Source organism: Streptomyces rubradiris (assembly GCF_016860525.1).
GTDB lineage: Bacteria > Actinomycetota > Actinomycetes > Streptomycetales > Streptomycetaceae > Streptomyces > Streptomyces rubradiris.
Window position 1 is genome coordinate 1,833,562 of the sequence record NZ_BNEA01000015.1, and the last position, 25,086, is coordinate 1,858,647.

Consider the following 25,086-nt stretch of genomic DNA (forward strand, 5'->3'; position numbering starts at 1 on the left):
CTGACGGCGGGCGGTCAGCGCTGGTAGCGGGCCAGTACCAGGTTGCCGTCCCGCTCCAGGCGGTGGCGCAGCCCGGCGAGGGTGCTCGCGCCGCTGTAGTACTGCTGGTACGCCGGGGTGGCCACCTTGTCCTTCCATTCCGGGTAGCCGCGCACGAACTGGGCGGGTGCTGGGCGGAGCCGGGCCGCGAGGGCGGTGCCGGTGGCCCAGCCGTGCCGCGCGGTGTGCAGGGCCGGGTCCTTCAGGGCCTGGGTGCCGGTGGGCAGCATCCAGTCCCCGAGGGCGAGGCGCACCATGTTCCGGGGCCGCAGCAGGAAGTCGATGAAGGCGACGGCCTCCTTCTTGTGCGGGCAGTCCGCGGAGACGGACAGGGTCTGCGGGCTGACGCCCTGGGTGAGCCCGTCGGCGCCGGCCGGGGCGGGCAGCACCTGCCAGTGGAAGCCCTCGGGGGCCTGCCGCACGATCTGCTGGCGGTAGGAGAAGCCCAGCGGGACCATCGCGTACCGGCCGCCGAAGAGGCCGGGCAGGGTGTCCGCGCCGCCGCTGCCGAGGGTCGAGGCGGGGGCACTGCGGTCGACGGTGACCTGGTCGTGGATGGTGCGCGCCACGACCGCGTCCCCGGCCTCGAACCGCACGGTGACCTTGCCGTCCGCACCCCGGTGGAAGAGCCGTCCGCCCGCCGACAGGGACAGGTTGAGCGTGGCGGACACGGGATCCTTCAGCGGCCAGGCAACGCCGTACCGGCCGGGCCCGGTGAGCTTCTTGGCGACCTGCCGGAACTCCGGCCAGCTCCAGGGGTGCCCGGCGGTCGGTATGCGCACCTTGGCCGCGCGCAGCCGGTCGGCGTCGGCGATCAGCACGCGGGGCTCCTGGAGGAACGGCACGCCGTAGACACCGCGCCCGAAGGTGGCCGTCTCCCAGCTGCCGCGCGGGATGTCGGCGGCGAGCCGGGCGGGCAGCAGGCCGGACAGGTCGGCGAGGTAGCCGCCGTAGGCGAAGTCGGCGAGGTCGTCGGAGGCGTCGTGGATGACGTCCGGTGCCTCGCCGCCCTCGAAGGAGGTGAGCAGCTGGTCGTGCACGCTGTCCCAACTGCCCTGGACGTACTCGACCTTGATCTCCGGGTGGGTGGCGTTCCACTCCCGCACCAGCTCCTTGGTGGCGGCGACGGAGTCCGGCTGCCAGGCCAGCGACTGGAAGCGCAGGGTGACCGGGCCGTCCGCGGGGGCGCCCGGGGAGCAGCCCGTGAGGAGCAGCAGGAGCGCGGCGAGCGCCAGGGTGATCCGGGTCCGCATCAGTTCTTCACCGCCCCGGTGAGCAGGCCGCTGGTGATCCGCCGCTGGACCAGTGCGAAGAAGACCAGGGAGGGCAGGGTGGCCAGGAACGCGGCGGCGGCCAGCGGGCCGAGGTCGGCCACGCCCTCCGCGCCGATGAAGTGAGTGAGGACGACGGGAAGCGTCTGCCGCCGCGGGCTCTTGAGCAGCACCAGCGCGAAGAAGAACTCGTTCCACGCGGTGACGAACGCGAACAGGGCCGTCGCCGCGATGCCCGGCGCGAGCAGCGGCGCCGTCACCGACGCCAGCGTTCTCAGCCGTCCGGCGCCGTCGACGGCCGCCGCCTCCTCCAGTTCGGCGGGGACCGCGCGGACGTGGCCGGCGAGCATCCACAGCGCGAACGGCAGCGACCACACCACGTACACCAGCACCAGTCCGGTCAGGGAGTCGATCAGCCGCAGCCGCTTGAGCACCAGGAACAGCGGGATGATCAGCAGGACGAAGGGGAACGCCTGGCTGACCACCACCCAGCCCGTGGCCGCCCGGGCCGCCCGGGTGCGGTGCCGGGCCATGACGTAGGCCATCGGGGTGGCGATCAGTACCGTGACGGCGGCGGTGGCGAGCGCCACCAGCAGGGAGTTGAGGGCGGCGGGCGCCAGCGGCTGCTCGGCGAAGGCCTGCCGGACGCTCGCCAGGGTGGGGTGGCGCGGGATCCAGGTGGGGTGCGGGCTGCCCAGCTCGCGCGGGGACTTCAGCGCGGTGGACAGCAGCCACAGCAGCGGGAAGGCGAGGAACAGCAGGTAGCCCAGCAGGGCGGTGTACTGGCCGGCGCGGGCGGCGCGGCGGGTCCTCGGGGTGCGCGCGGTCCTCATGCGTCCGCACCGCCGCGCAGCCGGCCGGCCAGGAACACCGCGAGCAGGACGGAGACCACGGCGACGAGCACACAGCCCATGGCCGCCGCGTAGCCGAACTGGCCGTAGCGGAAGGCCTCTTCGTAGGCGAAGAGCATGGGCAGCCGGGTCTTGCCGCCGGGTCCGCCGCCGGTGAGGACGTAGACCAGGGCGAAGGAGTTGAGGTTCCAGATCAGGTTCAGCGCGGTGATGGCGAGGGCCACGGGTCTGAGCGCGGGCCAGGTGACCGTGCGGAAGCGGCGCCAGGCGCCCGCGCCGTCGACCGCGGCCGCCTCGCGGAGTTCGCGGGGGACGTTCTGCAGTCCGGCGAGCAGGGCGACCGTGGTCTGCGGCAGGCCCGCCCAGACGCCGACGACGATGACCGCGGGCAGCGCGGTGGCCAGGCCGCTCAGCCAGTCCCGGCCGTCCCCGAGGCCGAGGCCGCGCAGGGTCTCGTTGAGGACGCCCGCGTCCGGGTTGTAGACGAGCCGCCACATGATGCCGACGACGACCTCGGGCATCGCCCAGGGCACGATCGTGAGGGCGCGGGCCAGGCCGCGCAGCCGTAGGTCCTGGTTCAGCAGCAGGGCCAGGCCGAGCGCCAGCAGGAACTGGGGCACGGTGACGCCCACCGCCCAGACCAGGCCGATGCGGAACGACTCCCAGAACAGCGTGTCGTGCAGCAGGTCCCGGAAGTTGAGGACGCCGATCCAGCGGGTGGCGGCCGTCCGGCCGGACTGGGCGTCGGTGAAGGCCAGCAGGACGCCGTAGAGCAGCGGGCCTACGCTGAGCAGCAGGATCGGGATGAGGGCGGGCAGGACCAGGAACCAGGCGCCGCGGTCGGAGGTCCGGAGTCCGGCTCGGGGGTGTGCCCCCGCCGCCGGTGTCCGCGCTTCGGCCACCTCTGTCACGGAATCAACCCCTTTGCCTGCCCCGGTTGGCGTGTTCATGGTCGTGAAGGCCCGGTACCCCGTCAAGGGCCCGCGCACCACCGCCGACCTGTACGGATGCGAGACTGGCCGGGCACCGGACGGACACGGCACGGGAAGACGGCACGGAGGCGGGACGATGGACGAGGCACGCGCGCGGGACGTACTGGCCGCGACGGGGGTGCTCCCGGGACCGGCCCGGGACGCCCGGCTGGTGGCCTTCGGCGAGAACGCGGTGTTCGCCGCCGGCGACGTGGTGGTGAAGGTCGGCCGGGACGCCGAGCTGCTGCCGCGGGCCGAGCGCGAACTGGCCGTCGCCGCCTGGCTGGCCGAGGCGGGCGTGCCGGCGGTGCGGGCGGCCGAGCCGAAGCCCCTGCTGGTGGACGGCCACCCGGTGACGGTGTGGCACCGGCTGCCGGACGCCGTACGGCCCGCCGAGCCACGGGATCTCGCCGCACTGCTGCGCATCGTGCACGCCCTCCCCTCTCCCTCGTTCGCCTTGCCGCCCCGCGATCTGCTGGGCGGTGTGGAGCGCTGGCTGCGGCTCGCGGGTGACGCGATTGCCCCGGAGGACGCGGCCTACCTCCGTGCGCGCCGCGACGGCTTCGCGGCGCGGGCGGCGGCGCTGACACCCCATCTGCCGCCGGGGCCGGTCCACGGCGACGCGCTGCCCCGCAATGTGCACGTCGGGCCGGACGGGCCGGTCCTGGTCGACCTGGAGACCTTCTCCGCGGACCTGCGCGAGCACGACCTGGTGGTCATGGCCCTCTCCCGCGACCGCTACGGGCTGCCCGCCGAGGCGTACGACTCCTTCACCGGTACCTACGGCTGGGACGTGCGCGAGTGGGACGGCTGCGAGGTGCTGCGCGGTGCCCGGGAGACGGCCAGCTGCGCGTGGGTGGCCCAGCACGCCCCGGCCAACCCGAAGGCCCTGGCCGAGTTCCGGCGCCGGGTGGCGTCCCTGCGGGGCGGGGACGAGACGGTGCGGTGGTATCCGTTCTGACGGTGCCTCGTCCGGAAGGGTCAGGGGCGCCACGACGCGCCCACGGAGGACATCGCTACGCGGGCTGGTCCTCGGTCAGCTCGCGGAGCGGCCACGCGCCGTCGACCACCGCGTCCGTCTCGCCCTTGCGCCGCAGGAACGCCTGGAAGTCCGCCGCCCATTCGGCGTACCACTGGATCTGACGCCGGTGCAGTTCGGCGGGGCCGAGGGCGGCGATCTTCGGGTGCCGGTCGGCTATCGCGGAGGCGAGCCGCGCGGCGGCGAGGGCGTCGGCGGTGGCGTCGTGGGCCGCGCCCAGGACTATGCCGTACTCGGCGCAGACCGCCTCCAGGTTCCGTTTGCCGCGGCGGTAGCGGTCGGCCCAGCGGTCGATGGTGTACGGGTCGACGACCGGAGCGGGGGCGGTGCCGAGCCGGTCGGTCAGGGACGGCAGGCCGTACCGGCGCAGTTCGGCGGAGAGCAGGGTGAGGTCGAAGGCCGCGTTGTAGGCGACGACCGGGACGCCCGTCCTCCAGTACGACACCAGGACGTCCGCGATGGCGTCGGCCACCTGGTCGGCCGGGCGGCCCTCGGCCGCCGCGCGTGCGGTGCTGATGCCATGGACCGCGACCGCGTCGGCCGGGATCTCCACGCCCGGATCGGCCAGCCACTCCCGGTGGCCCGCGGGCTCACCGGCCCTGACCTCGATCACGGCACCGGTGACGATGCGCGCCCGACGCGGATCGGTCCCGGTCGTCTCCAGGTCGAAGCCGATCAGCAGCTCCTGGTGCCAGCCCATGGGCGGCCCCCCTTCTCGGTGGTGCTTTCCCCCAGTGCCTCCACCATCGCACGCGGCACTGACAATCCGCCGACGGCCTCGCCCCGCCCGGCTCCGGCGGGTCAGGACACCGGGCGCGAATCCGCCCAAGCCAGCTCGAATTCCTCGCGGTATGTCGGGAAAAGACCGGATTCTCCGGCATCGTCGGACGTGACCAGCCGGCTGCCGTTGCGCAGCACCAGGACCGGGGACTCCATCCCGCGCGCCCCCCGCAGATAGGACTGCACCACCGCGACGCCGTCCGCCCCGTCGCCGTCCACCAGGTAGGCGGTGAAGCGGGGCGTCTCGTCGTACACCTGGATCTCGAATGCGCCCGGGTCGCGCAGCCGGGACCGCACCCGGCGCATGTGCAGGATGTTCATCTCCACCGAGCGGCTCAGTTCGCCCCGTTTCATCCCCAGTTCGCGCTCGCGGCGCTTGACCGAGCTGGAGGCCGGGTTGAGGAAGAGCAGCCGCACCCGGCAGCCGGACTCGGCGAGCCGGACCAGGCGGCGCCCGGAGAAGTTCTGCACCAGCAGGTTGAGGCCGATGCCGATGGCGTCGAGCCGGCGGGCGCCGCCGAAGATGTCCTCGGCCGGGAACTGGCGCAGCAGCCGCACCCGGTCGGAGTGGACCGCGACGACGTCCGCGTACCGGTCACCGACCAGGTCCTCGACCGCGTCCACGGGCAGCCGGCGCGCCGAGGGCACGTCCCCGCCCGCGCCGAGCATCTCCAGCAGCCTGGCCGAGGCCCGCTCGGCCTGGCCCAGTACCGCCTCGGACAGGGCCCGGTTGCGGGAGACGACGTTGCGGGTCACCTCCAGCTCGTCCAGGGCGAGTTCGAGGTCACGGCGCTCGTCGAAGTAGGGCTCGAAGCACGGCCAGTGCTGCACCACCAGCTCGCGCAGCTGCGGCAGGGTGAGGAAGCTGAGGACGTTGTCGTCGGCCGGGTCGAGCAGGTAGCCCTTGCGGCGGCTGACCTCGCGGACGGCGACCGCCCGCTGCACCCACTCCTGTCCGGCCGGGCCGGCCGCGGCCACCACCCACTCGTCGCCGTGGACGGGTTCGTAGACGGGCCGCAGCACGGCGGCCACGACCGCGCGCAGCCGTTGTTCGACGAGGTTCAGCCAGATGTAGGCCCGGCCGGCCCGCTGGGCGCGGGTGCGCACCTCGCGCCAGGCGTCGGCGTCCCAGTCCAGCTCCGGGCCGATGGACCCCGCGTCCATCGGCCGGGCCAGGGACACCGCGCCGGGCGGGACGTCTGCGGAGTTCCCCTCGTGACCCTCGTCACCAGGAGGCAGCTCCAGCCCTCCCGAGCCCACCCGTGCACCGCCTTCCGCTCCCGGGGCTTCCCATCTCAACGATCAAGGAAGCCTACTCCGGGAGCGGCCGGCGGTGCAGCCGGATGGACAGGTCGGTGTCCCGGCTGCTTTGCTCAACTACGCCATTCCCAGTGCCCGTTCTGCCATGCCAGTTCCTTGGGAGTGAGCGGATTCATAGCCGTGACGTCCCGGGGGGCGATGGAAAAGCCCTGCCAGTGCACGGGCATGGGCTGCTGGTCCTCGTCCCGGGCGATGTGGTGGAAGCCGACGTTCACCCAGACCACGGGATGGGTGAGGGTCTGGCCGTTCACCCACTTGTCGACGGACTTCGGGTGGCCCGTCGCGCACTTGGGGTTGTCGTTGGCGAACAGCTCGCACTTGTCGTACTGGGTGACGTACAGGTCGTGCCGGGTGAAGGGGCGGCCCGGGTACTTGGTGGTGGGTCCGGGGACCAGTTCGTACGAACGGGCGTGCCCGTCCTTGTTCTTGCCGGTCGCGCTGACCATCCGCCACCAGCGGTAGTTCTTGTAGTCGCCCGCGAACTCCTTGGCCGGCCTGGTGCGGGTGGTCCTGGCGGTCGGGCCCTCCTGCCGCCCGGAGGGGGCGCTGACGGTGGAGTCGTACTGCTCGACCTTCGTCCCGGAGGAGCCGTCGAGGCCGAAGTCGAGCCGCCAGAAGACGTTGTGGCTGTGGCTGGTCGCGTAGTCCTTGGCGTTCTTGCCGATGGGCCAGCCGCGCCCGTCCTGGGCGTTGTAGTCCTCCCAGGAGAGACTGCCGGTGGCGCCGACGTTCATGTTGACCGTGCCGTCGTCCTGGAAGCGCCACTCGGTGATGTACTCGTACCAGCCGACCTGGTTGACCGTGTACACCAGCAGGTCCTTGCCCTGCTGCTGGTAGGTCTTGTCCGACTGGACGATGTCGTGCATCCGGTAGGCGTGGCCACGCGAACGGGTGGTCGTGCACAGCCCCTTGACGTTCGGGTTCCTCGGGTCGCCGTCCGGGACCTTGACGGTCTTGATGGTGCCGCCGGGACACTCGCCGGGCGACAGTGTCATCAGCTCCTGGGCGAAGCCCTGGCCCGTCAGGTCGTAGTACTCGTGCTTGCCGTCGTCGTAGGGGACGTGGACCTGGGCGAGCCTGGCGCTGTTGAGGACCTTGATCGGCTTGGTCTCGCCCTTGGGCTGGTAGGAGACGTTCTCCAGGACGAGGCCGGCCTTGCTGTCGTAGCGCCAGCACATCCGCCAGGTCGTGCCGGTGGTGAGCTTCTGTTCGATCGTGTAGGCGGCGCTGCAGCCCGGGGCCGCGGCGGGGGCGGTGCGCGGCCGGGCCGCGGCGGGACCCGCGCCGGCCGTCGCGGCGGCGGCCAGCGCGGCCAGGGACACTCCGACGGCCGCGGTCTTGCGGGCGGCGCGGCCGAGGGCGCGCGGCCGGGCGCCGCCGGGCAGGCGCTGTTCGGGCAGGTGCTGCGCAGACAGACGCTGTTCGGGCAGGCGCTGTTCAGACAGGTGCTGTTCAGACAGGTGCTGCGCAGACAGACGCTGTTCGGGCAGGTGCTGTTCGGGCATGGTGGGACGACTCCTTGCCGAGGTCAGGGATGTGCGGGCGGTCAGCCGCGGTCGAGGGCGGCGGTCGTGCGGGCGCTCAGGTCGATCACCAGGTCCCTGGTGTCGATCCACGGCCCGTTCCTGACCTTGGAGAACAGCCGTACGCACCGGTGTGTCCCGCAGGCGTCGAGGACGGCGGGCTGGGCGCCGGGCGCGGCCCGGTAGATGCCGCCGCTCAGCTCCAGCTGGTCCGGGGAGGTGAGGTCCTTGCCGGTGGCGTCCTTGTAGTCCGCCTTGAGGCCCGCGCCGAGCGGGCTCGCGATCAGCAGGCGGGCCGCCTCCGCGTTCTCGGCGCGGCTCGGCGGCGGCTGCGCGCCGCGCTGGGTGGTCGTCCGTTCGACCTTCCCGGTGCCCAGGTTGACGGTCTTGGTGACGAGCGTGTCGTTCTTGTAGTCGTAGAAGGCCACGTCGGCCCGGCGCGGTGCGTCCGGGTCGTCCGTCTCGCCGGCTTCGGGCTCGGCGAGGTCGATGCTCAGCCGCTGTGGTCCGCGCTCCCCGGCGACGTTCTCGCCCAGGGCGGACAGCCGCCCGGCCAGCGCGGCCTTCTCCACCCGGCCGAGCTCGTCGTCGGTGAGCGGGTCGCGGCCCGTTCCCCGCTCCGCCTCGGCGGGCGCCCGCTCCACGACGCCGGGCGGCGCGGCGTCCGGGCCCTGCCCGGCCTGCCGCGCGGCCCGCGTGGCGCCGCCGGCCCCTCCGGACTCGCCGGCGCCCGCCGTGCCCGGCAGGGTGATCGCGACCATGGCGGCGGTCCCCACCGCCGCCAGGGCCGCACCGGTCAGTACTTTGCCCAGATGGCGGTGCACTTTCTCGCGCACGTCTTCCCCCTACTCCCCCTTGGTTCCCGGGAGTACGTTTCTGCCCCACTGGTTCGGCGCGTGGCGGGTACCAGAACCGCCACACGCACTGGTCACCTCACAAGAGGCCGGGCGGGCCACAGGAGGTTGCCTCACTTTCGGACAACACTCGGGGCCGACGCGGCCCCGGGCGGACGGCACACCTGGGAGAGTCGTATCCATGCAGGTCTGGCCTGGAGAGGCGTATCCGCTCGGCGCCACCTATGACGGCGCCGGAACCAACTTCGCGGTCTTCACGGAGGCCGCGGACCGAGTAGAGCTGTGTCTGCTGCACGACGACGGCTCGGAGACGGCGGTGGAACTGCGCGAGAGCGACGCGTTCGTGCGGCACGCGTACCTGCCCGGAGTGATGCCGGGGCAGCGGTACGGGTTCCGGGTGCACGGCCCGTACGACCCCGGGCGCGGGCTGCGCTGCAACTCGGCGAAGCTGCTGCTCGACCCGTACGCGAAGGCGGTCAGCGGGTCGGTCCGGTGGGGCGAGGAGGTGTACGGCTACCACTTCGGCGCACCGGAGCGGCGCAACGACCTGGACTCGGCGCCGCACACCATGACGTCGGTGGTGATCAACCCGTACTTCGACTGGGGCGACGACCGCCCGCCGCGCACCGAGTACCACCACACGGTGATCTACGAGGCCCACGTCAAGGGCCTGACCATGCGCCACCCGGAGCTGCCCGAGGAACTGCGCGGCACCTACGCGGGCCTCGCCCACCCGGCGGTCATCGAACACCTGACCAAGCTCGGGGTGACGGCGCTCGAACTGATGCCCGTCCACCAGTTCGTGAACGACCACCGCCTGGCCGACATGGGCCTGAGCAACTACTGGGGCTACAACACCATCGGCTTCTTCGCCCCGCACAACGCGTACGCCTCCTGGGGCGACCGCGGCCAGCAGGTGCTGGAGTTCAAGTCGGCGGTCCGGGCGCTGCACGAGGCCGGGATCGAGGTCATCCTGGACGTGGTCTACAACCACACCGCCGAGGGCAACCACCTGGGCCCGACGCTGTCCTTCAAGGGCATCGACAACCCCTCGTACTACCGGCTCGCCGATGACCCGCGCTACTACATGGACACCACGGGCACCGGGAACTCGCTGCTGATGCGGTCCCCGCACGTGCTCCAGCTGATCATGGACTCGCTGCGGTACTGGGTCACCGAGATGCACGTCGACGGCTTCCGCTTCGACCTCGCGGCCACCCTCGCCCGGCAGTTCCACGAGGTGGACCGGCTGTCGTCGTTCTTCGACCTGGTGCAGCAGGACCCGGTGGTCTCCCAGGTGAAGCTGATCGCCGAGCCGTGGGACGTGGGCGAGGGCGGCTATCAGGTGGGCAACTTCCCGCCGTTGTGGACCGAGTGGAACGGCAAGTACCGGGACACCGTGCGGGACCTGTGGCGGGGCGAGCCGCGCGCGCTGGCCGAGTTCGCCTCCCGGCTGACCGGCTCCTCCGACCTCTACCAGGACGACGGCCGCCGCCCGCTGGCCTCGATCAACTTCGTCACCTGCCACGACGGTTTCACCCTGCACGACCTGGTGGCCTACAACGAGAAGCACAACCACGCCAACGGCGAGGACAACCGGGACGGCGAGAGCCACAACCGGTCCTGGAACTGCGGGGTGGAGGGCGACACCGACGATCCCGGGGTGCTGCGGCTGCGCGCCCGGCAGATGCGGAACTTCATCGCCACGCTGATGCTGTCCCAGGGCGTGCCGATGATCAGCCACGGCGACGAGTTCGCGCGCACCCAGCGCGGCAACAACAACGCCTACTGCCAGGACAACGAGCTGTCGTGGATCGACTGGCCGGCGGACGGCGGCGAACTGCTGGAGTTCACGCGGGCGATGGTGTGGCTGCGCCGGGACCATCCCGTCCTGCGGCGGCGCCGCTTCTTCCACGGCCGTCCGGTGGAGGGCACCCACGACGAGCTGTCCGACATCGCCTGGTTCACTCCCGAGGGTACCGAGATGACCCAGCGGGACTGGAACTCGGCGCGGGCCTCGGCGCTGACGGTGTTCCTCAACGGCAACGCCATCTCCGAGCCCGGCCCGCGCGGGGAACGCATCACCGACGACTCCTTCCTGCTGATGTTCAACGCCTCCCCCGAGCCACTGGACTTCGTGGTGCCGGTCGACCACGGCCGGCAGTGGCAGGTGGTGGTGGACACGGCCCGCCCGGACGGGGTGGAGCCGGGGACGGGCGAGAAGGTCGCGGCCGGCGACCGCCTCACCCTCCCGGACCGCAGCCTGACGGTGCTGCGACGGCCTGCGGAGTAGGGCGCGCGGAGTAAGGCGCGTGGAGTAAGGCGCGCGGCCCCCTGGCGGGGCCGCGTGTCCGCCACGCGCGCGTGGAGCGTGTCAACCGCGGCGCCGGTCGCGAGGGGCCGGCAGAGACGCCGCGTAGGCCGGATGGGTGAGTACGGCGGCCCGGCCGGCGCGCCGAGCGCGAGCGCGCCCTCCGCCGAACCTGGACACGCGGGCGTGATCCGGGCACCGGCCGATGACACGAAAGACGGCGGGCGGGGTACGTAGGTTCCCATGACTCCTGCGCGTCCCGGACCGGGGGTGCCCACGGCCACCTACCGGCTACAGCTTCAGCCCGCGTTCCCGTTCGCCGCCGCCGCGGCGGCCGTACCGTATCTGGCGTCGCTCGGCGTCTCGCACCTGCACCTGTCGCCGGTCCTGGAGGCCGTCCCGGGCTCCGCGCACGGCTACGACGTGGTGGACCACGCGCGCGTGCGCGAGGAACTGGGCGGCGAGGAGGGCCTGCGCGCGCTGGCCCGCACCGCGCGGGAGCACGGCCTCGGCCTGGTGGCGGACGTCGTGCCCAACCACATGGCGATGGTGCCCCGGTACAACCGCGCCCTGTGGGAGGTGCTGCGCGACGGGCCCGAGTCGCCGTACGCGCGCTGGTTCGACATCGACTGGGCGGCACACGGTGGCCGGGTGCTGCTGCCGGTGCTCGGCGGCCCGGTCGGCGCGGAGCTGGAGCGGCTGCGGGTGGACGGCGACGTGCTGCGCTACCACGACCACGCCTTCCCGCTGCGTCCGGGCACCGAGCGGCTGCCGCTGCCCGAGCTGCTGGACGCGCAGTGGTACCGCCCCGTGTGGTGGCGGCTGGCCCGTACCGAGCTGAACTACCGGAGGTTCTTCAGCATCTCGGAGCTGATCGGGCTGCGGGTGGAGGATCCCGAGGTCTTCGACGCCACCCACGCCACGATCCTGCGGCTGCTGCGCGAGGGTGTGTTCGACGGGCTGCGGATCGACCACCCCGACGGCCTCGCCGACCCCGACGGCTATCTCGCACGGCTGCACGAGGCGACCGGCGGGCGCTGGACGGTCGTGGAGAAGATCCTGGCCGACGGCGAGCACCCGCCGGCCTCCTGGCCCGTCGCGGGCACCACGGGATACGACGCCCTGCGACACGTCGACGGCCTGTTCACGGACCGCACCGGGGCGTACGAACTGCTGGGCCGCTACCGGGCGTTCGCGGCCCCGCAGACGGACCGGGGCGGCAACTGGGAGGCCACGGTCCGGCGGGCCGCGTACAAGGTGCTCACCCACGAACTGGCCACGGAGACGGACCGGCTCACCCGGGTGGCCGCCCGGCTGTGCGCCACCTCGCCCGACCTCTCGCTGCGCGACCGCGCCCCCTGGGCGCTGCGCACGGCCGTGGAGGAGCTGCTGGTGCGGATGCGGGTCTACCGGCCGTACGCCTCCGGTGACGCCTCCGCCGTGATCACCGAGGAGGACGCCGAGGAGGCCCGGCTGGCGTTCGTGGTGCCGGAGGAGGCCGAGGCCGTCTCCGTGGTGCGCCGGCTGCTGGTCGAGCCCCCCGGCGACCCGTCGGCGCCGGACCACGCCGACCGGGTGGAGTTCCGTACCCGGTTCGCGCAGACCGCGTCGGCGCTACGGGCCAAGTCGGTGGAGGACACCGCCTTCTACCGCTATGTGCCGCTGCTGTCGGCGACCGAGGTGGGCGGCGACCCGGGCAGCCCGGGCGTGTCCCCGGAGGAGTTCCACGCGTACTGCGCGCGCGTGCAGCGCGACCGGCCGCTGACCGGCACGGTCGTCTCCACGCACGACACCAAGCGCAGCGCGGACGTGCGCGCCGCGCTGGCCGTGCTCACCGAGTGCCCGGACCGCTGGGCGCAGCTGCTCGCCGAGGTGAGCCTGGCCGAGGAGGGCGCGCCGGACGGACAGCTGGCCTGGGCGGCCTGGCAGACGGTGTTCGGGCTGGGCCCGGCCGAGGAGGACCGCATCCAGCAGGCGCTGTTGAAGCACGCGCGCGAGGCGGGCATGTACACCAGCTGGACGGAGCAGGAGCCGCCCTACGAGGAGGCGGTCGCCGCCTTCGTCTCCGCCGGACCGTGCGGTCCGCCCGGCGAGCGGGTGGCCGCGTTCCGCAAGGCGCTGGACCCGCAGGTGCGGGCCAATGTCCTGGGCACCGCGCTGGTGCACCTGACGATGCCGGGGGTGCCGGACGTGTACCAGGGCACGGAGGGCGAGTACCGGGCACTGGTGGATCCGGACAACCGGCGGCCGGTGGCGTTCCCGCCCGAGGCGCCCGGCGAGAAGGACGCGCTGACGACGGCGGCGTTGCGGCTGCGTGCCCGACGCCCGGACGCGTTCGGCGCGGACGCGTCGTACGAGCCGCTGGACGCCGAGGGTCCGGCGGCCGGCCACTGTCTGGCGTTCGCGCGCTCCGGTGAGGTCGTGACGGTGGTGACCCGGCTGTCGCTGCGGCTCGCCGAGGCGGGCGGCTGGCGCGGGACATCGCTGCCGCTGCCGCCCGGCCGCTGGGCCGATGTGCTCGCCCCCGGCCGGGAGTTCACCGGCCACACGCGCGTGGCGGACCTGCTGGACCGGTCCCCGGTGGCCCTGCTGGAGCGCGTCGCGGAGGACTGAGGACCGACTGAGAGCCGAGGGCCGGCACGGGCACAGGCACGAGCACAGGCACGGGCACTGGCACTGGCACTGGCACTGGCACTGGCACTGGCACTGGCACTGGCACTGGCACTGGCACTGGCACTGGCACTGGCACTGAGGCAACGGGACGGGTCCCACGGGCGGTTCCCGCCGCACCCGCGACGCGCCCGGGTCACCGCCCGCGCCGGTGGTGCGCTCACCGGACGTACGTCATACCGGTGGTGCGCTCACGGGTCTCGTGTCGTACCGGTAGTGCGCTCGTGGCACACAGCGGCCCGCTTCCCGTCGGCTCCGCGCCCCCGCACGCCCCGGGCGCCTCCCGCGCCGACTGCTTGACAGTTCCTCCGTCGCGTGCGGGACTGGGAGGGCGAAGCCGGGCGGACAAGTCGGGGGTGAGTCCTCTGCCGGAGCTGCGCTACCCCAGCGTTCCCGAAATGATCGCCCGCGCCCAGGCGCTGGCGGCCCGGGAACCCGGGCTGTGCGCACTGCGCCAGGTGGGTGCCTCGCGCGCGGGAAGACCCCTGCACCTGCTGTCGGTGGGACACTCCCCCCGCGCGGTGCTGGTCGTCGCCGGAGCGCACGCCAATGAGCCGACGGGCGGTTCCACCCTGCTGGTGCTCGCCGAACGCGTGCTGTCCTACCGGGAGTTGCGGACCGGCACCTCCTGGCACTTCCTGCTGTGCGCGGACCCGGACGGCGCGAGCCTGCATGTGACCCCGGCGCCGCGCAGCCTGCTCGACTACCACCTCGGTTTCTACCGGCCGACGGGCGCGGAGCAGCCGGAGTGGTCGCCGTCGGTGCTGCCGCCGGACCGGCTGCCGCCCGAGACCCGGACGCTGACCAGGGTGATAGACGAGTTGCGGCCGTACCTGCAAGTGACCCTGCACGGGACCGACCTGGGCGGCAGCTGGGTGCAGTTGACCAAGGACGTGCCGGGTCTGGCCGAGCCGTTCGCCAAGTCCGCGGCGGAGCTGCACATCCCGGTGGAGACGGGGGCCTCGGACGCGGCGGGCTGGCCGGCCTCCGGCCCCGGGGTGCATGTGATGCCCGGCCCGGACAGCGGCGTGCCCTATCCGAGCATGCCGGACGACGCCCGGCACAGCACCTGGTACCACGCGCACCGGTACGGCGGTCTGACGGCCGTGGTGGAGGTGCCGATGTGGGCCAGCGACCTGGTGGACGACCCGGCCCCGCACCCGGAGCCCGAGGCGGCCCTGCGCGGCCTGGCCGCCCGGCTGCTGCGGGACGCGCGGCAGGTGGAGCGGGTCCTCACCGAGGCGCTGCCCCGGCTGGAGGGCGTGGACGGACCGCTGCTGCGGGCCGCGCGGTGGGCGCTGGAGCTGATCCCGGGCCTGGCCGAGGACTGGGCGCACACCTCTCCGGCGGGCACCACGATGGCGTACGTCGGGAGTGTGGACGCCTTCGGGCGGCGGCTGCCGCTGCGGGCGGCGGCGATGCTGCTGCGGGTGCTGCGGGAGGCGGACGACCGGGCGGCGCCGCGCCTGGAGCGGCTCGTGGCCGCCTGGTGCGACGCCTTCGCGCAGCGGTTCCGGGCCCGCTGGGTGCCGCTGGAGCACCAGGTGGAGCACCAGTCGCGGACGGTGCTGGTGGCGGCGCAGCAGGCCCGGGAGCGGGTGGCGTGAGCGGGTGCGCCCGGCGCACCGCCCGGTCGCCCGTCCGCCGCCAGGTCACGGACCGTGGCCCGGCCCCACGCTCAGCTCTCAGTCGTCGAAGGCGAAGACGTGCCGGGTGCGTGCCTTCATGACGCACGCGCTGGTGTAGGTCTCCCGGAAGCCGACCGGCCGGCCGTTCCACCGGCCGAGTGCCCGGGCGGTCACCGGGGCGTGGATCATCGGGCAGAAGACGTTCTCGGCCGGGATGCGCCCGATGTCTCCGCCGGCGGCGCCGAGTTCGGCGCAGGCCTCGGCCGCGCGCGCGTGCAGGCGGGGCGGATCGCAGCGCAGCAGCGTGCCGCGCACCGTACCGGTCCGGGCACTGCCCTTGGTGACCGTCAGATAGAGCCAGGTGTCGGCGCGGGCTTCCCGGGTGGCCGCCCGGGCCGGCCCGGCGGTGAGGAGGGCTGCGACGGCCAGCAGGGCACCGGCCACCGCTGTCGCTCTGGTGAGGTGAGTCATGCCGGTTGCATCGGCACGACGGCCCGTCTTCCCGAGCGCCGCTCACCCGATCGGGACGGCACACCCGCTGACCCGCTCACCCGTTCGGGACGGCGCACCCGCGTGGTCGCTCTCCCCTCGGAAGGGCACACCCGCGTGGTCGTTCACCGTTCGGGAGGGCACACCCGCGTGGTCGTTCACCCGTTCAAAAACGGCCCGCCGTGTCCTGGCCCGCCGCGAGCCGGAACGCCATCCGGCCGAAGGCGACCTGGTCACCCTCGCGGACCACGACCGCGCCGGTCACGCGGCGACCGTTGACGGTGGTGCCGTTGGTGGAGCCCAGGTCCCTGAGCACCCACAGGCCGCCCTGGCGGCGGAGTTCGGCGTGCGCGCGGGACACCGTCTCGTGGGTCAGGCGCAGCCCGTTGGCGGGATCGCGGCCGATGCGCAGCGGATGGGTGTGGTCCGGGTGCGGCAGCAGCAGCTTGGGCAGCCGCTCGGCCTGCCAGGCGCGGCGCAGCCGTACGGTGAACCCGGACACGGCCCCCACAGTGCCGAGGACCGCGCGGGAGAAGCGGTTCTCCTGGGGCAGGTCGGCGACGAGGACGGCGAGTTCGTCGGAGCGGCGCGCGGCGAGCGCCAGTTCCATGCGGCGGACGAACGTGTCGTGCGAGAGCCGGCCCAGGGCGACGCCTTCGCGCAGCACCCGCAGCACCTTGTCGCGCTCCGCGTCGGACAGGCGCGCGGGGTAGGTGGAGAACTCGAAGGACGACGTCACGCTGGTGATTGTCGGGCAGTGAACTCCGGGTGTCCAGGAAACGCGGAACCGGTGGCGCCGCACCGGAACTTCCGCGACACCAGCCCGCCGAGGGCGAATTGACGAGCGGATTGATCGTTCCAGGCGGCACGATGGGGACCGCTGAGCATCACGGTGAGCAGACGAAGGGGAACCGTCCGTGCAGTTCGAGGTGTGGGCACCGAAGGCAGACCGGGTGACGCTCCATTGTGAGGGCACCACGCGCGCGCTGGCGCGCGATCCCGCGCGTGAGGGGTGGTGGACGGGCGAGGCGGAGGCGGCGGACGGCGCGCGGTACGGGTTCGCGCTGGACGACGGGCCGGTGCTGCCCGATCCGCGTTCGCGCCGCCAGCCGGACGGCCCGGACGGGCTGAGCGCGGTCGTGGACCACGGGCGCCACGAGTGGCGCGCGCGGTGGGCGGGGCGCGGGCTGCCGGGCGCGGTGCTGTACGAGCTGCACGTGGGCACGTACACCCGCGAGGGCACCCTGGACGCCGCCGCGGCCCGGCTGGACCACCTGGTGGAACTAGGTGTCACGCACGTGGAGTTGATGCCGCTGTGCCCCTTCCCGGGACGGCACGGCTGGGGCTACGAGGGGGTGTCGCTGTGGGCGGTGCACGAGCCGTACGGCGGACCCGAGGCGCTGAAGCGGTTCGTGGACCGGGCGCATGAACTCGGGCTGGGCGTCGTCCTGGACGTCGTGCACAACCACTTGGGCCCGTCGGGCAACCATCTGCCGCGGTTCGGGCCGTACTTCACGGACACGCACACCACTCCCTGGGGCTCGGCGGTGAACCTGGACGCGCCCGGCTCGGACGAGGTGCGGGCGTTCCTCATCGGCAGCGCGCTGGCGTGGCTGCGGGACTACCGGATCGACGGGCTGAGGCTGGACGCGGTGCACGCGCTGTACGACACGCGCGCGTGCCACTTCCTGGAGGAGCTGTCGGCGGCCGTGGACGCGCTGGCCGGGGAGGTGGGCAGGCCGCTGTTCCTGATCGCCGAGTCGGACCTGAACAACCCGCGCTTCATCACGCGGCGCGCGGAGAACGGGCTCGGGCTGCACGCGCAGTGGAACGACGACTTTCATCACGCCCTGCACACCGCGCTGACCGGCGAATCCCAGGGATACTACGCCGACTTCGCACGGAAGCCGTTCGCCGCGCTCGCCAAGACGCTCACCGGCGGCTACTTCCACGACGGCACGTACTCGTCGTTCCGGGGCCGGCACCACGGCCGTCCGCTGGACCGCACGCGGGTGGCCGGGCACCGGCTGCTCGGCTACAGCCAGACCCACGACCAGGTCGGCAACCGCGCCCAGGGCGACCGGCTCGCCGCGCTGCTCTCGCCCGGCCTGCTGGCCTGCGCGGCCACGCTGACCCTGACCGCGCCGTTCACGCCGATGCTGTTCATGGGCGAGGAGTGGGCGGCGGGCACGCCCTGGCAGTTCTTCACCGACCACACCGATCCGGAGCTGGCCGACGCGGTACGGCGGGGCAGGCGACGGGAGTTCGCGGCGCACGGCTGGGCCGAGGAGGACGTACCGGACCCGCAGGACCCGGCGACCCGGGAGCGGTCGTGCCTGGACTGGTCGGAACCGGAACGCGAGCCGCACGCGCGCGTGCTGGCCTGGTACCGGCGGCTGATCGCGCTGCGCCACGCCCAGCCCGACCTCACCGGCCCCGACCTCGCCGCCACGCGGGTGGCCTACGACGAGGAGGCCCGCTGGCTGGCCCTGCGGCGCGGGGACGTACGGGTGGCGGTGAACCTCGGCAAGCAGACCGCGGCGATCCCGCTGGGCACCGGCCGGGTGGAGGTCCTGGCGGCCTGGGAGCCGGTCCCGGCACCGGGCCCGGACGGGCTGCTCCAGGTCCCCGGCGAGTCCTGCGTGGTCCTGTCCCAGCCCTGAGGCACGCGGGCCCCGCCCGCCGTCAGGGTTCCGGTTCCTTCTCCGGGAAGTCGGTGACCCGCTCCAGCAGGATCGGCTCCCAGGCGCGCAGCAGCCGGCCGCGCAGCACCGGCGGGGAGCCGGCCGCGCGGCCCTCCAGGTGGTCGGCGAACCGGATGACGGTGTCGCAGCGGGCCAGCCACAGACCGCGCAGGCAGGGGCGGGCGCCGTAGCCGGCGAGGGTGGCGGCGCGGACGGCCGCCGGGGAGCCGACGGCGACGGCCAGCCCGGCGATGTCCTCGGCGGGGTCGCCGAGGGCCGCCCGCGTCCAGTCCAGGACGCCCCGCACCCGGCCGTCGGCGCCGACCACCACATGCGCGCCGGTCAGCCCGTGGTGGGTGAGGACGGCGGCACCGGGCTGGGCGGCGAGCTGGGCCGCGTTCGCCGGGGAGAACTGGTGCAGCCGGGCGGCGTCGAACTCGTCGGCCGAGGCGAGCCGTTCGGCCGCGTGCACGGCCATCCGGCGCAGCGCCTCCAGCGAGCGCGGCGCGGCGCGGGGCACGCCGAGCGCCTCGGCCTGGCGTACGGGCACCGCGCGCAGCCCGCCGAGCAGCCCGGCCAGATCGGCCTCCCCGACGGCGGAGACGTCGTGCTCGTCGGCCGTGCCGCCGGGCACCCGTGTGTCGAGGGTGTAGGCGAGCCCGGGTGCCCAGTCGCCGTGCGCGACGCTGACCGGGACGGCGACCGGCAGGTGCGGGCGGACCAGGTCGCGCAGCCGCAGTTCCCGGCGGCGGCGCGTGGACGCCTCCCGGTCGGGCGCGAGGCGCAGCACGTGGCGGTCGCCGATCCACCAGGTGTACTCCCGCTCCGGCGTCACCGGCCGCACGCCGGGTCCCCCGGTGCCGTCGCGGCCCTCCTTGAGCAGCGAACGGACCAGTCTGCGGACGGTGTCCGCGGTGGGTGCCGGTGCCTGGGTCATGGGTGCGCGCGTCGCCGTTCCGGGGTCGTCGGGGTGGGGTCTCGCGGGATGCCTCAGTCCACTGTGACCATCTCGCGGGTGGTGTTGTTCAGGCGCCGGCCGCCGTCCTCGGTGACCGTGACGATGTCCTCGATGCGCACCCCGAAGCGGCCGGGCAGGTAGATGCCGGGCTCCACGGAGAAGCACATGCCGGGCACGAGCGGCTGCTCCTCGCCCTCGATCATGTACGGCGGCTCGTGCGTGGTGACGCCGATGCCGTGCCCGGTGCGGTGGATGAAGTACGCGCCGTACCCGGCGTCGGCGATCACCGCGCGGGCGGCCCGGTCGACGTCCTGGCAGGCGGCGCCGGGGCGTACGGCCTGGTAGCCGGCCTCCTGGGCGGCGCGTACGACGTCGTGCACCCGGCGCTCCTCCTCGGTGGGTTCGCCGACGTGGACCGTGCGGGTGGTGTCGGAGCCGTAGCCGTCCTTCAGGCCGCCGAAGTCGAGGACGACCATGTCGCCGGGCCGGATGACCCGGTCGCCGACCTCGTGGTGCGGGTTGGCGCCGTTGGGGCCGGAGCCGACGATGGTGAAGTCGACCTGTTCGTGGCCGAAGCGGCGCAGCAGGGCGGCCAGGTCCCGGCCGACGTCGGACTCGCGGCGGCCGGCGAAGGGAAGCTTCCGGATCTCCTCGAACGCCTGGTCGGCGGCGGCCCCCGCGGCGGCCAGGAGGTCCAGCTCGGCCCTGTCCTTCACCGCGCGCAGCATGGGCAGGGCGTCGGTGAGGGCGGCGTAGGAGGTGCCGGGCAGGGTCCGCTGGAGGCCCAGCAGATGCATCGCCCAGGTGTTGTCGCTGATGCCGAACCGGCCGCGGCCGTCGAGGAGGCCGGCGGTGACGGCGTAGGGGTCCGTGCCGTCGGTCCAGTCGCGCAGGGTCAGCGCGGGGGCGCCGGGTGCCTGCTCGGCGTCCGGGGCCTCCAGGGTGGGCACGACGAGGACGGGGTCGCGCCCGGGGGCGAGGACCAGCACGGTCAGCCGTTCGGTGATCGCGGTGGGGGTGTAGCCGGTGAGCCACACCAGGTCCGGGCCCGGGGCCACGAGCAGTCCGGCGAGGCCGGCGTCGGCCGCGGAGCGCACGGCGCGGTCCATGCGGGCCCGGTAGTCGGCGGCGGTGAAGGGCGCGGGCGTGGTACCGGTCATCCGGGCCTCCGGGCGCTGCTGGGGAGAGGGGGCGCTGACGTCTCGGGCAGCATCCTGCCCGTCCGGCCGGACCCACGCGACCGGATGCCCGGAAGGGGCGTCCCGCGGTACGCGGCGAAACGGCTCGGCATGGGCCCATGATGACGCGTGGGACGGATGGTGACCAGCGGTTTCGCGGGGTGTGGTGGGGCACTGCGCCGGTCGCGGAGCCGTCAGGTGACCAGTCCGGGGGTCACCGTCAACTGCTGGTACGCCCCGCTGTCGTGGCGCACGGTGAGCAGTACCGCCCTGCCGGGGCGGGACCGGCTGACGGCGCGGGCGAGGTCGGCGGCGCTGTCGACGCGGTCCGCGCCGAGCTGGAGCACGATGTCGCCCCGGACCAGTCCTGCCGTGTAGCCGGGGCCGGGCACGTGGACGGCCACCACCAGTGCGCCCGCCTTCGCGCCGTCGGCCACCTCAACGCCGAGGGTCGCGCCGGGCGGGGCGGGGGCGGCCGTGGGCGCGGGCGACGGGGCCTGACGGGACGGCCCGGCCGGTGCGCCGACGCCGGTCACCGTGGCGGCGGCGATGCCGATGGCGATGCCGCAGAGCAGCAGTGCCGTGCCGGCGCCCAGGCCGATCAGCAGCGTCCGCGACCGCCGTGCGCGCCGGGGCGCGGCGTGCGGGCGGCGGACGGGGCCCTCGCCGCCGCCCGCTTCCCGCGGGCTCTGTCCGGGCATCGGCTTGGGACGCAACACAGTCTGTTCCATGGTTCGCTCGCCTCCGGCTGGTGCTCTACCCGGTACGGCGGGCCGTGACGAGACACGAAAGGGTGAGACTGGCCGGAGGGTGGCGACGGTAGTCATGCCTGACCGTGGCCGGCCACGGCCGGTGGGGCGGCGCCCCCGTCTGTCATCCGCGCCCGGTTCCCCCGCTCAGCAGCCCGCGCACCACCTCCCCCGCCGCTCCCGCCGGGGCGCCGCCGTGGAGGAGTTCCGTGCGGTGCACGACGCGGGGGGCGGTGAGGGGGACGGCGACCGTGCCGGTGGCGCCCGTGGCCGCCGAGCGGGGCAGCAGGGCGAGGCCGTGCCCGGCGGCCACGAGGGCGGTGAGGGTGCGCAGGTCGGTGCCCTCGTAGCGCAGGGCGGGCCGGAAGGCGCCGCCCGCGGTCGCGGGGTGCGCCTGGGCGAGCGGCAGGGCGGCGTCGGGGGCGTCCAGCCAGCGGGCGTCGCGCAGATCGCCGAGGCGCAGGCCGGTCCGTCCGGCGAGCGGGTGTCGGGCGGGCAGCAGCACGCTGACCGGTTCCTCGGCGATCCCGTGCGTGGTCAGCGGTGCCACGTCGGGCAGCCGGAGCGGATCGCTCGGCGCGGCCAGCCCGTCGACGAGGCCGAGTTCGGCGGCGCCGGTGGCGACGGCGGCGGGTATCTCGGCGCGGGTGAGGACGCGCAGGACGACGCCGGCCGGCGGAAGGGCCGCGAGGACGGCGGGGGCGAGTGCGGTCGGGGTGGTGGCGAGGGTCAGGCCGTGCCGGGGTGCGGCGGCGATGCGGACGACGTCGGCGCGGGCCGCGTCCAGGCGCAGCAGCAGTGGTCCCGCGTGCTCCAGCAGCCGTTCGCCGGCCGGGGTGGGCACCACCGGTCGGCGGGTCAGCAGGGGCGCGCCCAGGTCCTGTTCGAGGGCGGCGATGTGCTGGGAGACCGCGGACTGGGTGTAGCCCAGCTCGCGGGCGGCCTGCGAGAAGGAGGCGAGACGCGCCACGGTGACGTAGGTGCGCAGCAGATGCGGGTCCATGCCGTCCAGCATCCCACCGCATCAGCATTGCTTATGGAGTGTGCGGAAACCATCGTTGGACGTGAACACCGGGCGGTGCGGAGGATGGTGGCCATGACACACACCGCCACGCTCGCCCTCGTCGGCGACCACTCCCCGCACGTCGCCTCGCACACGCGCGTACCGCTCCTGCTGGAGGCCCTTGCCGCACGCGACCGGCTGGTCCTGGACGCGTACTGGATCCCCTCCGAGGACGCCGAGGCCGGGGACGCGGTGCGCGGGTTCGACGCCGTGTGGGTGCTGCCGGGCAGCCCGTACCGCAGCGCGGCGGGCGTCCTCGCGGCGATTCGTACCGCCCGGGAGGAGGGCATCCCGTTCCTGGGCACGTGCGGCGGCTTCCAGCACACGCTGCTGGAGTTCGCCCGGAACGTGTGCGGGCTGACCGGGGCCGCGCACGCCGAGACCGACCCGGACGCCGCGGACCCGCTCATCGAGCCGCTGGCCTGTTCGCTGGTGGGCCACTCGGCCGCGGTGACGATCACACCGGACTCGCTGGCCGCGTCCGTGATCGGCGCGACGCGCACGGTCGAGCGGTACTTCTGCGCCTACGGTCCCGCCCGCCGTCTCGACCCGCTCGGCGCCCACGGGCTGCGGTTCTCCGGCCACGACGAGGACGGCCGGGTCCGGATGGCCGAGCTGCCCGGCCATCCGTTCTTCCTGGCGTCGCTGTTCCAGCCGGAGCTGGCGGGCGACGGCTCGGACCCGCACCCGATGGTCCGGGCGCTGGCCCGCGCGGCGGTCGGGCACGCGGCCTCCCGGCCCGCCCGCACCGCCTGACCGCCGCCCCGGCCGTCCGGCCGGCGGGGCCGCCGTCGCTCAGCCCGTGTGCCCGTGGCCGTCGTGCGCCCCGTCATGGGAGAACTTCAGGGCCTCGGGCGGCATGACGACGAAGGGCCGCATCATGCCCATGTCCTCGTGCTCCAGCAGGTGGCAGTGGTACATGAACCGGCCGTACGCGCCGTCGAAACGGCCCATGATCCGCAGCATCTGGTTGCCCGGCACCCGGAAGACGTCCTTGTGGCCGCGCTCGTTGGGTGCGAGCGGTATCGACGTCCTCGCGTCGTACCGGACCGGGGTGCGGGTGCCGCCGACCGCCGGGTCGAAGCCGGAGACGTCGTAGGCGTCCCGGCCCAGCAGCTGGAAGTCGGCCAGGTGGATGTGCATCGGGTGCTCGACGGCGGAGAGGTTGAGGAAGCTCCACTGCTCGTGGCTCCCCTCGCCGATGGTGAACCCGAGGGCGTCGTTGAAGGTGCGCGCGGTGCGCCGGTACGTCTTCGTGGTGCCGTCGGGCCCGGTGACCTGCACGATGCCGTCGGCCGGGAGCCTGAGGCCCGCCGGACGCTCGATCTCGGTCATCTCCCAGATCTCCGGGTGCCCGCCGCCGCCCTTGGTGGCGGGCGGGGTGAGCAGGATCAGGCGGTGGCCGTGCGGTATGTCGTGGGTGAGGCGGCGGAAGGAGCCGGAGAGCACCTCGGGCAGTTCGAAGGTGTCCTCCTCACCGCTGTCCCGGACCCGGAACTGGAGCACGTCCGGATACGGCACGTCCCCGGCCGCGTCGGCCACCCCGGGAAGCTCATTGGGGCCCTTGTTGACCAGGCGCAGGGTCCGGCCGGCCAGGGCGCGGAAGTCGATCAGCAGGTCGAACCGCTCGGCCGGCGCGGCGGTCAGGTCGGGCAGCTCCGCGTCGAAGTCGACCGGTACCGGGCGCGGCAGCAGGCCGCCGTCGCTGCCGATCTGGTGCACGATGCCGGGCACCGGCTCGCCGTCCTCGTCGATCAGGACCAGGTGGAAGATGCGCGCGTTGGAGGCGTTGACCAGCCGGAAGCGGTACCAGGCCGGGTCCACCTCGGCGTACGGCCAGATCCGTCCGTTGACCGTGGTGTACGGGCCGGTGAACGGGATGGAGACCGGCTTGCCCGTCTCCGGGTTGCGGTCCTGGACGATCAGCGTCTTGTGCAGCAGCCGGCCGTTGAGCCTGCCGTCCTCGTCGGTGTCGATGTTGCGGTCGGCGATGAGCAGCGGTATCTCCCGCTCCCCGGACGGCAGATGGAGGGCGTCCTCCTCGTCGTCCCGGACCAGGTAGGTGCCGTACAGGCCCGCCATCACATTCCAGCGGGTAATGCTCATAGCATGGTCGTGATACCACCACTGGACCGCCTGGTGGTCGTTCGGGTACTCCGACAGCTGGGCGTCGCCGGGGCCCACGGCGTTGTCCGTCCAGCCGTCGTTGCCGCCGCCGGTCTGCGCGCCGTGCAGATGGGTCACCAGCCAGGCGGGCAGGGCGGCGACATTCTTGTCGGGCTCGACGCCCCCGCGGCCGGGCTCCGTGGTGGGCTGCGCCCCTTCCGCGCGCCGCTTCACCTCCACCGCCGTGACCGGGTACTCGTTCTCCTTGGGGATGCGGTTGGTCCAGGCGATGCGGACGCGCCGGCCGCGCCGCACTTCGATGGTCGGACCCGGCACCTGTCCGTCGTAGCCCCACATCAGGGTCGGCGGCAGCTGCGGGTGGAGCCGCACCCAGGCCGGGCGCAGCGCGATCTCGGTCTCGCGCAGGACGTCGTCCGTGGCGGGCCGCAGGACCGGCGGTACGGTCAACGGCGCCAGGTACGGCGTCAGTTCCCTCGTGGTCGGTGCGGGCACGCGCCCGGTGTCTGCGGCGAGCCTCTCGATCATCTCGGTCAAGGCCGAACACCCCCCGTGTTGGCGACTTGTTGTTCCCCTTGCTCCTG

General features: G+C 73.8%; 20 protein-coding genes. 6 read left to right on the plus strand and 14 right to left on the minus strand.

Annotated features, from left to right (window positions below):
* Nucleotides 1-14 precede the first annotated feature (14 nt).
* From Srubr_RS21330 to Srubr_RS21340, 3 genes are read right to left on the minus strand one after another with little or no spacing between them, the layout of a single operon-like run.
* Nucleotides 15-1,292 (minus strand): ABC transporter substrate-binding protein, encoded by a 1,278-nt coding sequence (locus tag Srubr_RS21330; protein WP_189990224.1) that lies wholly within the window; start codon nucleotides 1,290-1,292, stop codon nucleotides 15-17.
* Nucleotides 1,292-2,143: a carbohydrate ABC transporter permease gene (locus tag Srubr_RS21335; RefSeq protein ID WP_189990222.1), complete on the minus strand. Its 852-nt coding sequence runs from the start codon at nucleotides 2,141-2,143 to the stop codon at nucleotides 1,292-1,294. The genes Srubr_RS21330 and Srubr_RS21335 overlap by 1 nt, the downstream gene beginning before the upstream one ends.
* Entirely contained in the window at nucleotides 2,140-3,072 is a 933-nt protein-coding gene (locus Srubr_RS21340; RefSeq protein WP_373313352.1) for a carbohydrate ABC transporter permease, read from the minus strand. Before Srubr_RS21340 ends, Srubr_RS21335 begins: the two co-directional genes overlap by 4 nt.
* A gap of 157 nt (nucleotides 3,073-3,229) precedes the next feature.
* On the opposite strand from Srubr_RS21340, the gene Srubr_RS21345 reads away from it, so the two are divergent.
* On the plus strand, nucleotides 3,230-4,093 hold the full coding sequence (locus tag Srubr_RS21345; RefSeq protein WP_189990220.1) for a phosphotransferase enzyme family protein: 864 nt from the start codon (nucleotides 3,230-3,232) through the stop codon (nucleotides 4,091-4,093).
* A gap of 55 nt (nucleotides 4,094-4,148) precedes the next feature.
* On the opposite strand, the gene Srubr_RS21350 is transcribed toward Srubr_RS21345, so the two are convergent.
* From Srubr_RS21350 to Srubr_RS21365, 4 genes are all read right to left on the minus strand, one after another.
* Nucleotides 4,149-4,871 (minus strand): 3'-5' exonuclease, encoded by a 723-nt coding sequence (locus Srubr_RS21350; RefSeq protein ID WP_189990218.1) that lies wholly within the window; start codon nucleotides 4,869-4,871, stop codon nucleotides 4,149-4,151.
* 101 nt (nucleotides 4,872-4,972) lie between these two features.
* Entirely contained in the window at nucleotides 4,973-6,211 is a 1,239-nt protein-coding gene (locus tag Srubr_RS21355) for an SAV2148 family HEPN domain-containing protein (RefSeq protein WP_189990216.1), read from the minus strand.
* Nucleotides 6,212-6,324: 113 nt separating this feature from the next.
* Entirely contained in the window at nucleotides 6,325-7,671 is a 1,347-nt protein-coding gene (locus tag Srubr_RS21360; protein ID WP_229926482.1) for a copper amine oxidase, read from the minus strand.
* 146 nt (nucleotides 7,672-7,817) lie between these two features.
* Nucleotides 7,818-8,630 (minus strand): Tat pathway signal sequence domain protein, encoded by an 813-nt coding sequence (locus Srubr_RS21365; protein ID WP_189990212.1) that lies wholly within the window; start codon nucleotides 8,628-8,630, stop codon nucleotides 7,818-7,820.
* A gap of 199 nt (nucleotides 8,631-8,829) precedes the next feature.
* Here Srubr_RS21365 and glgX point away from each other — a divergent pair, with 199 nt between their 5' ends.
* From glgX to Srubr_RS21380, 3 genes are all read left to right on the plus strand, one after another.
* Nucleotides 8,830-10,941, plus strand: a complete 2,112-nt coding sequence (gene glgX, locus Srubr_RS21370; RefSeq protein WP_189990210.1) for a glycogen debranching protein GlgX — start codon at nucleotides 8,830-8,832, stop codon at nucleotides 10,939-10,941.
* Between the two features lie 261 nt (nucleotides 10,942-11,202).
* Nucleotides 11,203-13,572, plus strand: a complete 2,370-nt coding sequence (gene treY, locus Srubr_RS21375; RefSeq protein ID WP_189990208.1) for a malto-oligosyltrehalose synthase — start codon at nucleotides 11,203-11,205, stop codon at nucleotides 13,570-13,572.
* A gap of 413 nt (nucleotides 13,573-13,985) precedes the next feature.
* Nucleotides 13,986-15,236 (plus strand): M14 family zinc carboxypeptidase, encoded by a 1,251-nt coding sequence (locus Srubr_RS21380; RefSeq protein WP_189990206.1) that lies wholly within the window; start codon nucleotides 13,986-13,988, stop codon nucleotides 15,234-15,236.
* A gap of 78 nt (nucleotides 15,237-15,314) precedes the next feature.
* Here Srubr_RS21380 and Srubr_RS21385 read toward each other — a convergent pair whose 3' ends face one another.
* A complete protein-coding gene (locus Srubr_RS21385) occupies nucleotides 15,315-15,728 on the minus strand; it encodes an SSI family serine proteinase inhibitor (protein WP_189990204.1) in 414 nt (137 codons plus the stop codon).
* A gap of 184 nt (nucleotides 15,729-15,912) precedes the next feature.
* A complete protein-coding gene (locus tag Srubr_RS21390) occupies nucleotides 15,913-16,485 on the minus strand; it encodes a DUF1707 and FHA domain-containing protein (protein ID WP_189990202.1) in 573 nt (190 codons plus the stop codon).
* Nucleotides 16,486-16,663: 178 nt separating this feature from the next.
* Here Srubr_RS21390 and treZ point away from each other — a divergent pair, with 178 nt between their 5' ends.
* Nucleotides 16,664-18,409, plus strand: a complete 1,746-nt coding sequence (gene treZ, locus Srubr_RS21395; RefSeq protein WP_189990200.1) for a malto-oligosyltrehalose trehalohydrolase — start codon at nucleotides 16,664-16,666, stop codon at nucleotides 18,407-18,409.
* A gap of 22 nt (nucleotides 18,410-18,431) precedes the next feature.
* On the opposite strand, the gene Srubr_RS21400 is transcribed toward treZ, so the two are convergent.
* The 4 genes from Srubr_RS21400 to Srubr_RS21415 form a co-directional block, all read right to left on the minus strand.
* The gene (locus Srubr_RS21400; RefSeq protein ID WP_189990198.1) at nucleotides 18,432-19,367 is read right to left on the minus strand and encodes an aminoglycoside phosphotransferase family protein; all 936 of its coding nucleotides are present in this window, start codon (nucleotides 19,365-19,367) and stop codon (nucleotides 18,432-18,434) included.
* 53 nt (nucleotides 19,368-19,420) lie between these two features.
* Entirely contained in the window at nucleotides 19,421-20,548 is a 1,128-nt protein-coding gene (locus Srubr_RS21405) for an aminopeptidase P family protein (protein ID WP_189990196.1), read from the minus strand.
* A 212-nt stretch (nucleotides 20,549-20,760) separates the two neighbouring features.
* Nucleotides 20,761-21,297 (minus strand): PDZ domain-containing protein, encoded by a 537-nt coding sequence (locus Srubr_RS21410; protein ID WP_189990194.1) that lies wholly within the window; start codon nucleotides 21,295-21,297, stop codon nucleotides 20,761-20,763.
* 142 nt (nucleotides 21,298-21,439) lie between these two features.
* Entirely contained in the window at nucleotides 21,440-22,318 is an 879-nt protein-coding gene (locus Srubr_RS21415; RefSeq protein ID WP_189990192.1) for a LysR family transcriptional regulator, read from the minus strand.
* A gap of 93 nt (nucleotides 22,319-22,411) precedes the next feature.
* On the opposite strand from Srubr_RS21415, the gene Srubr_RS21420 reads away from it, so the two are divergent.
* Complete coding sequence (locus tag Srubr_RS21420; protein WP_189990190.1) at nucleotides 22,412-23,134, plus strand: CTP synthase C-terminal region-related (seleno)protein; 723 nt, start codon at nucleotides 22,412-22,414, stop codon at nucleotides 23,132-23,134.
* Nucleotides 23,135-23,173: 39 nt separating this feature from the next.
* On the opposite strand, the gene phsA is transcribed toward Srubr_RS21420, so the two are convergent.
* Nucleotides 23,174-25,030 (minus strand): O-aminophenol oxidase PhsA, encoded by a 1,857-nt coding sequence (phsA, locus tag Srubr_RS21425; protein WP_189990865.1) that lies wholly within the window; start codon nucleotides 25,028-25,030, stop codon nucleotides 23,174-23,176.
* Nucleotides 25,031-25,086: the final 56 nt, after the last annotated feature.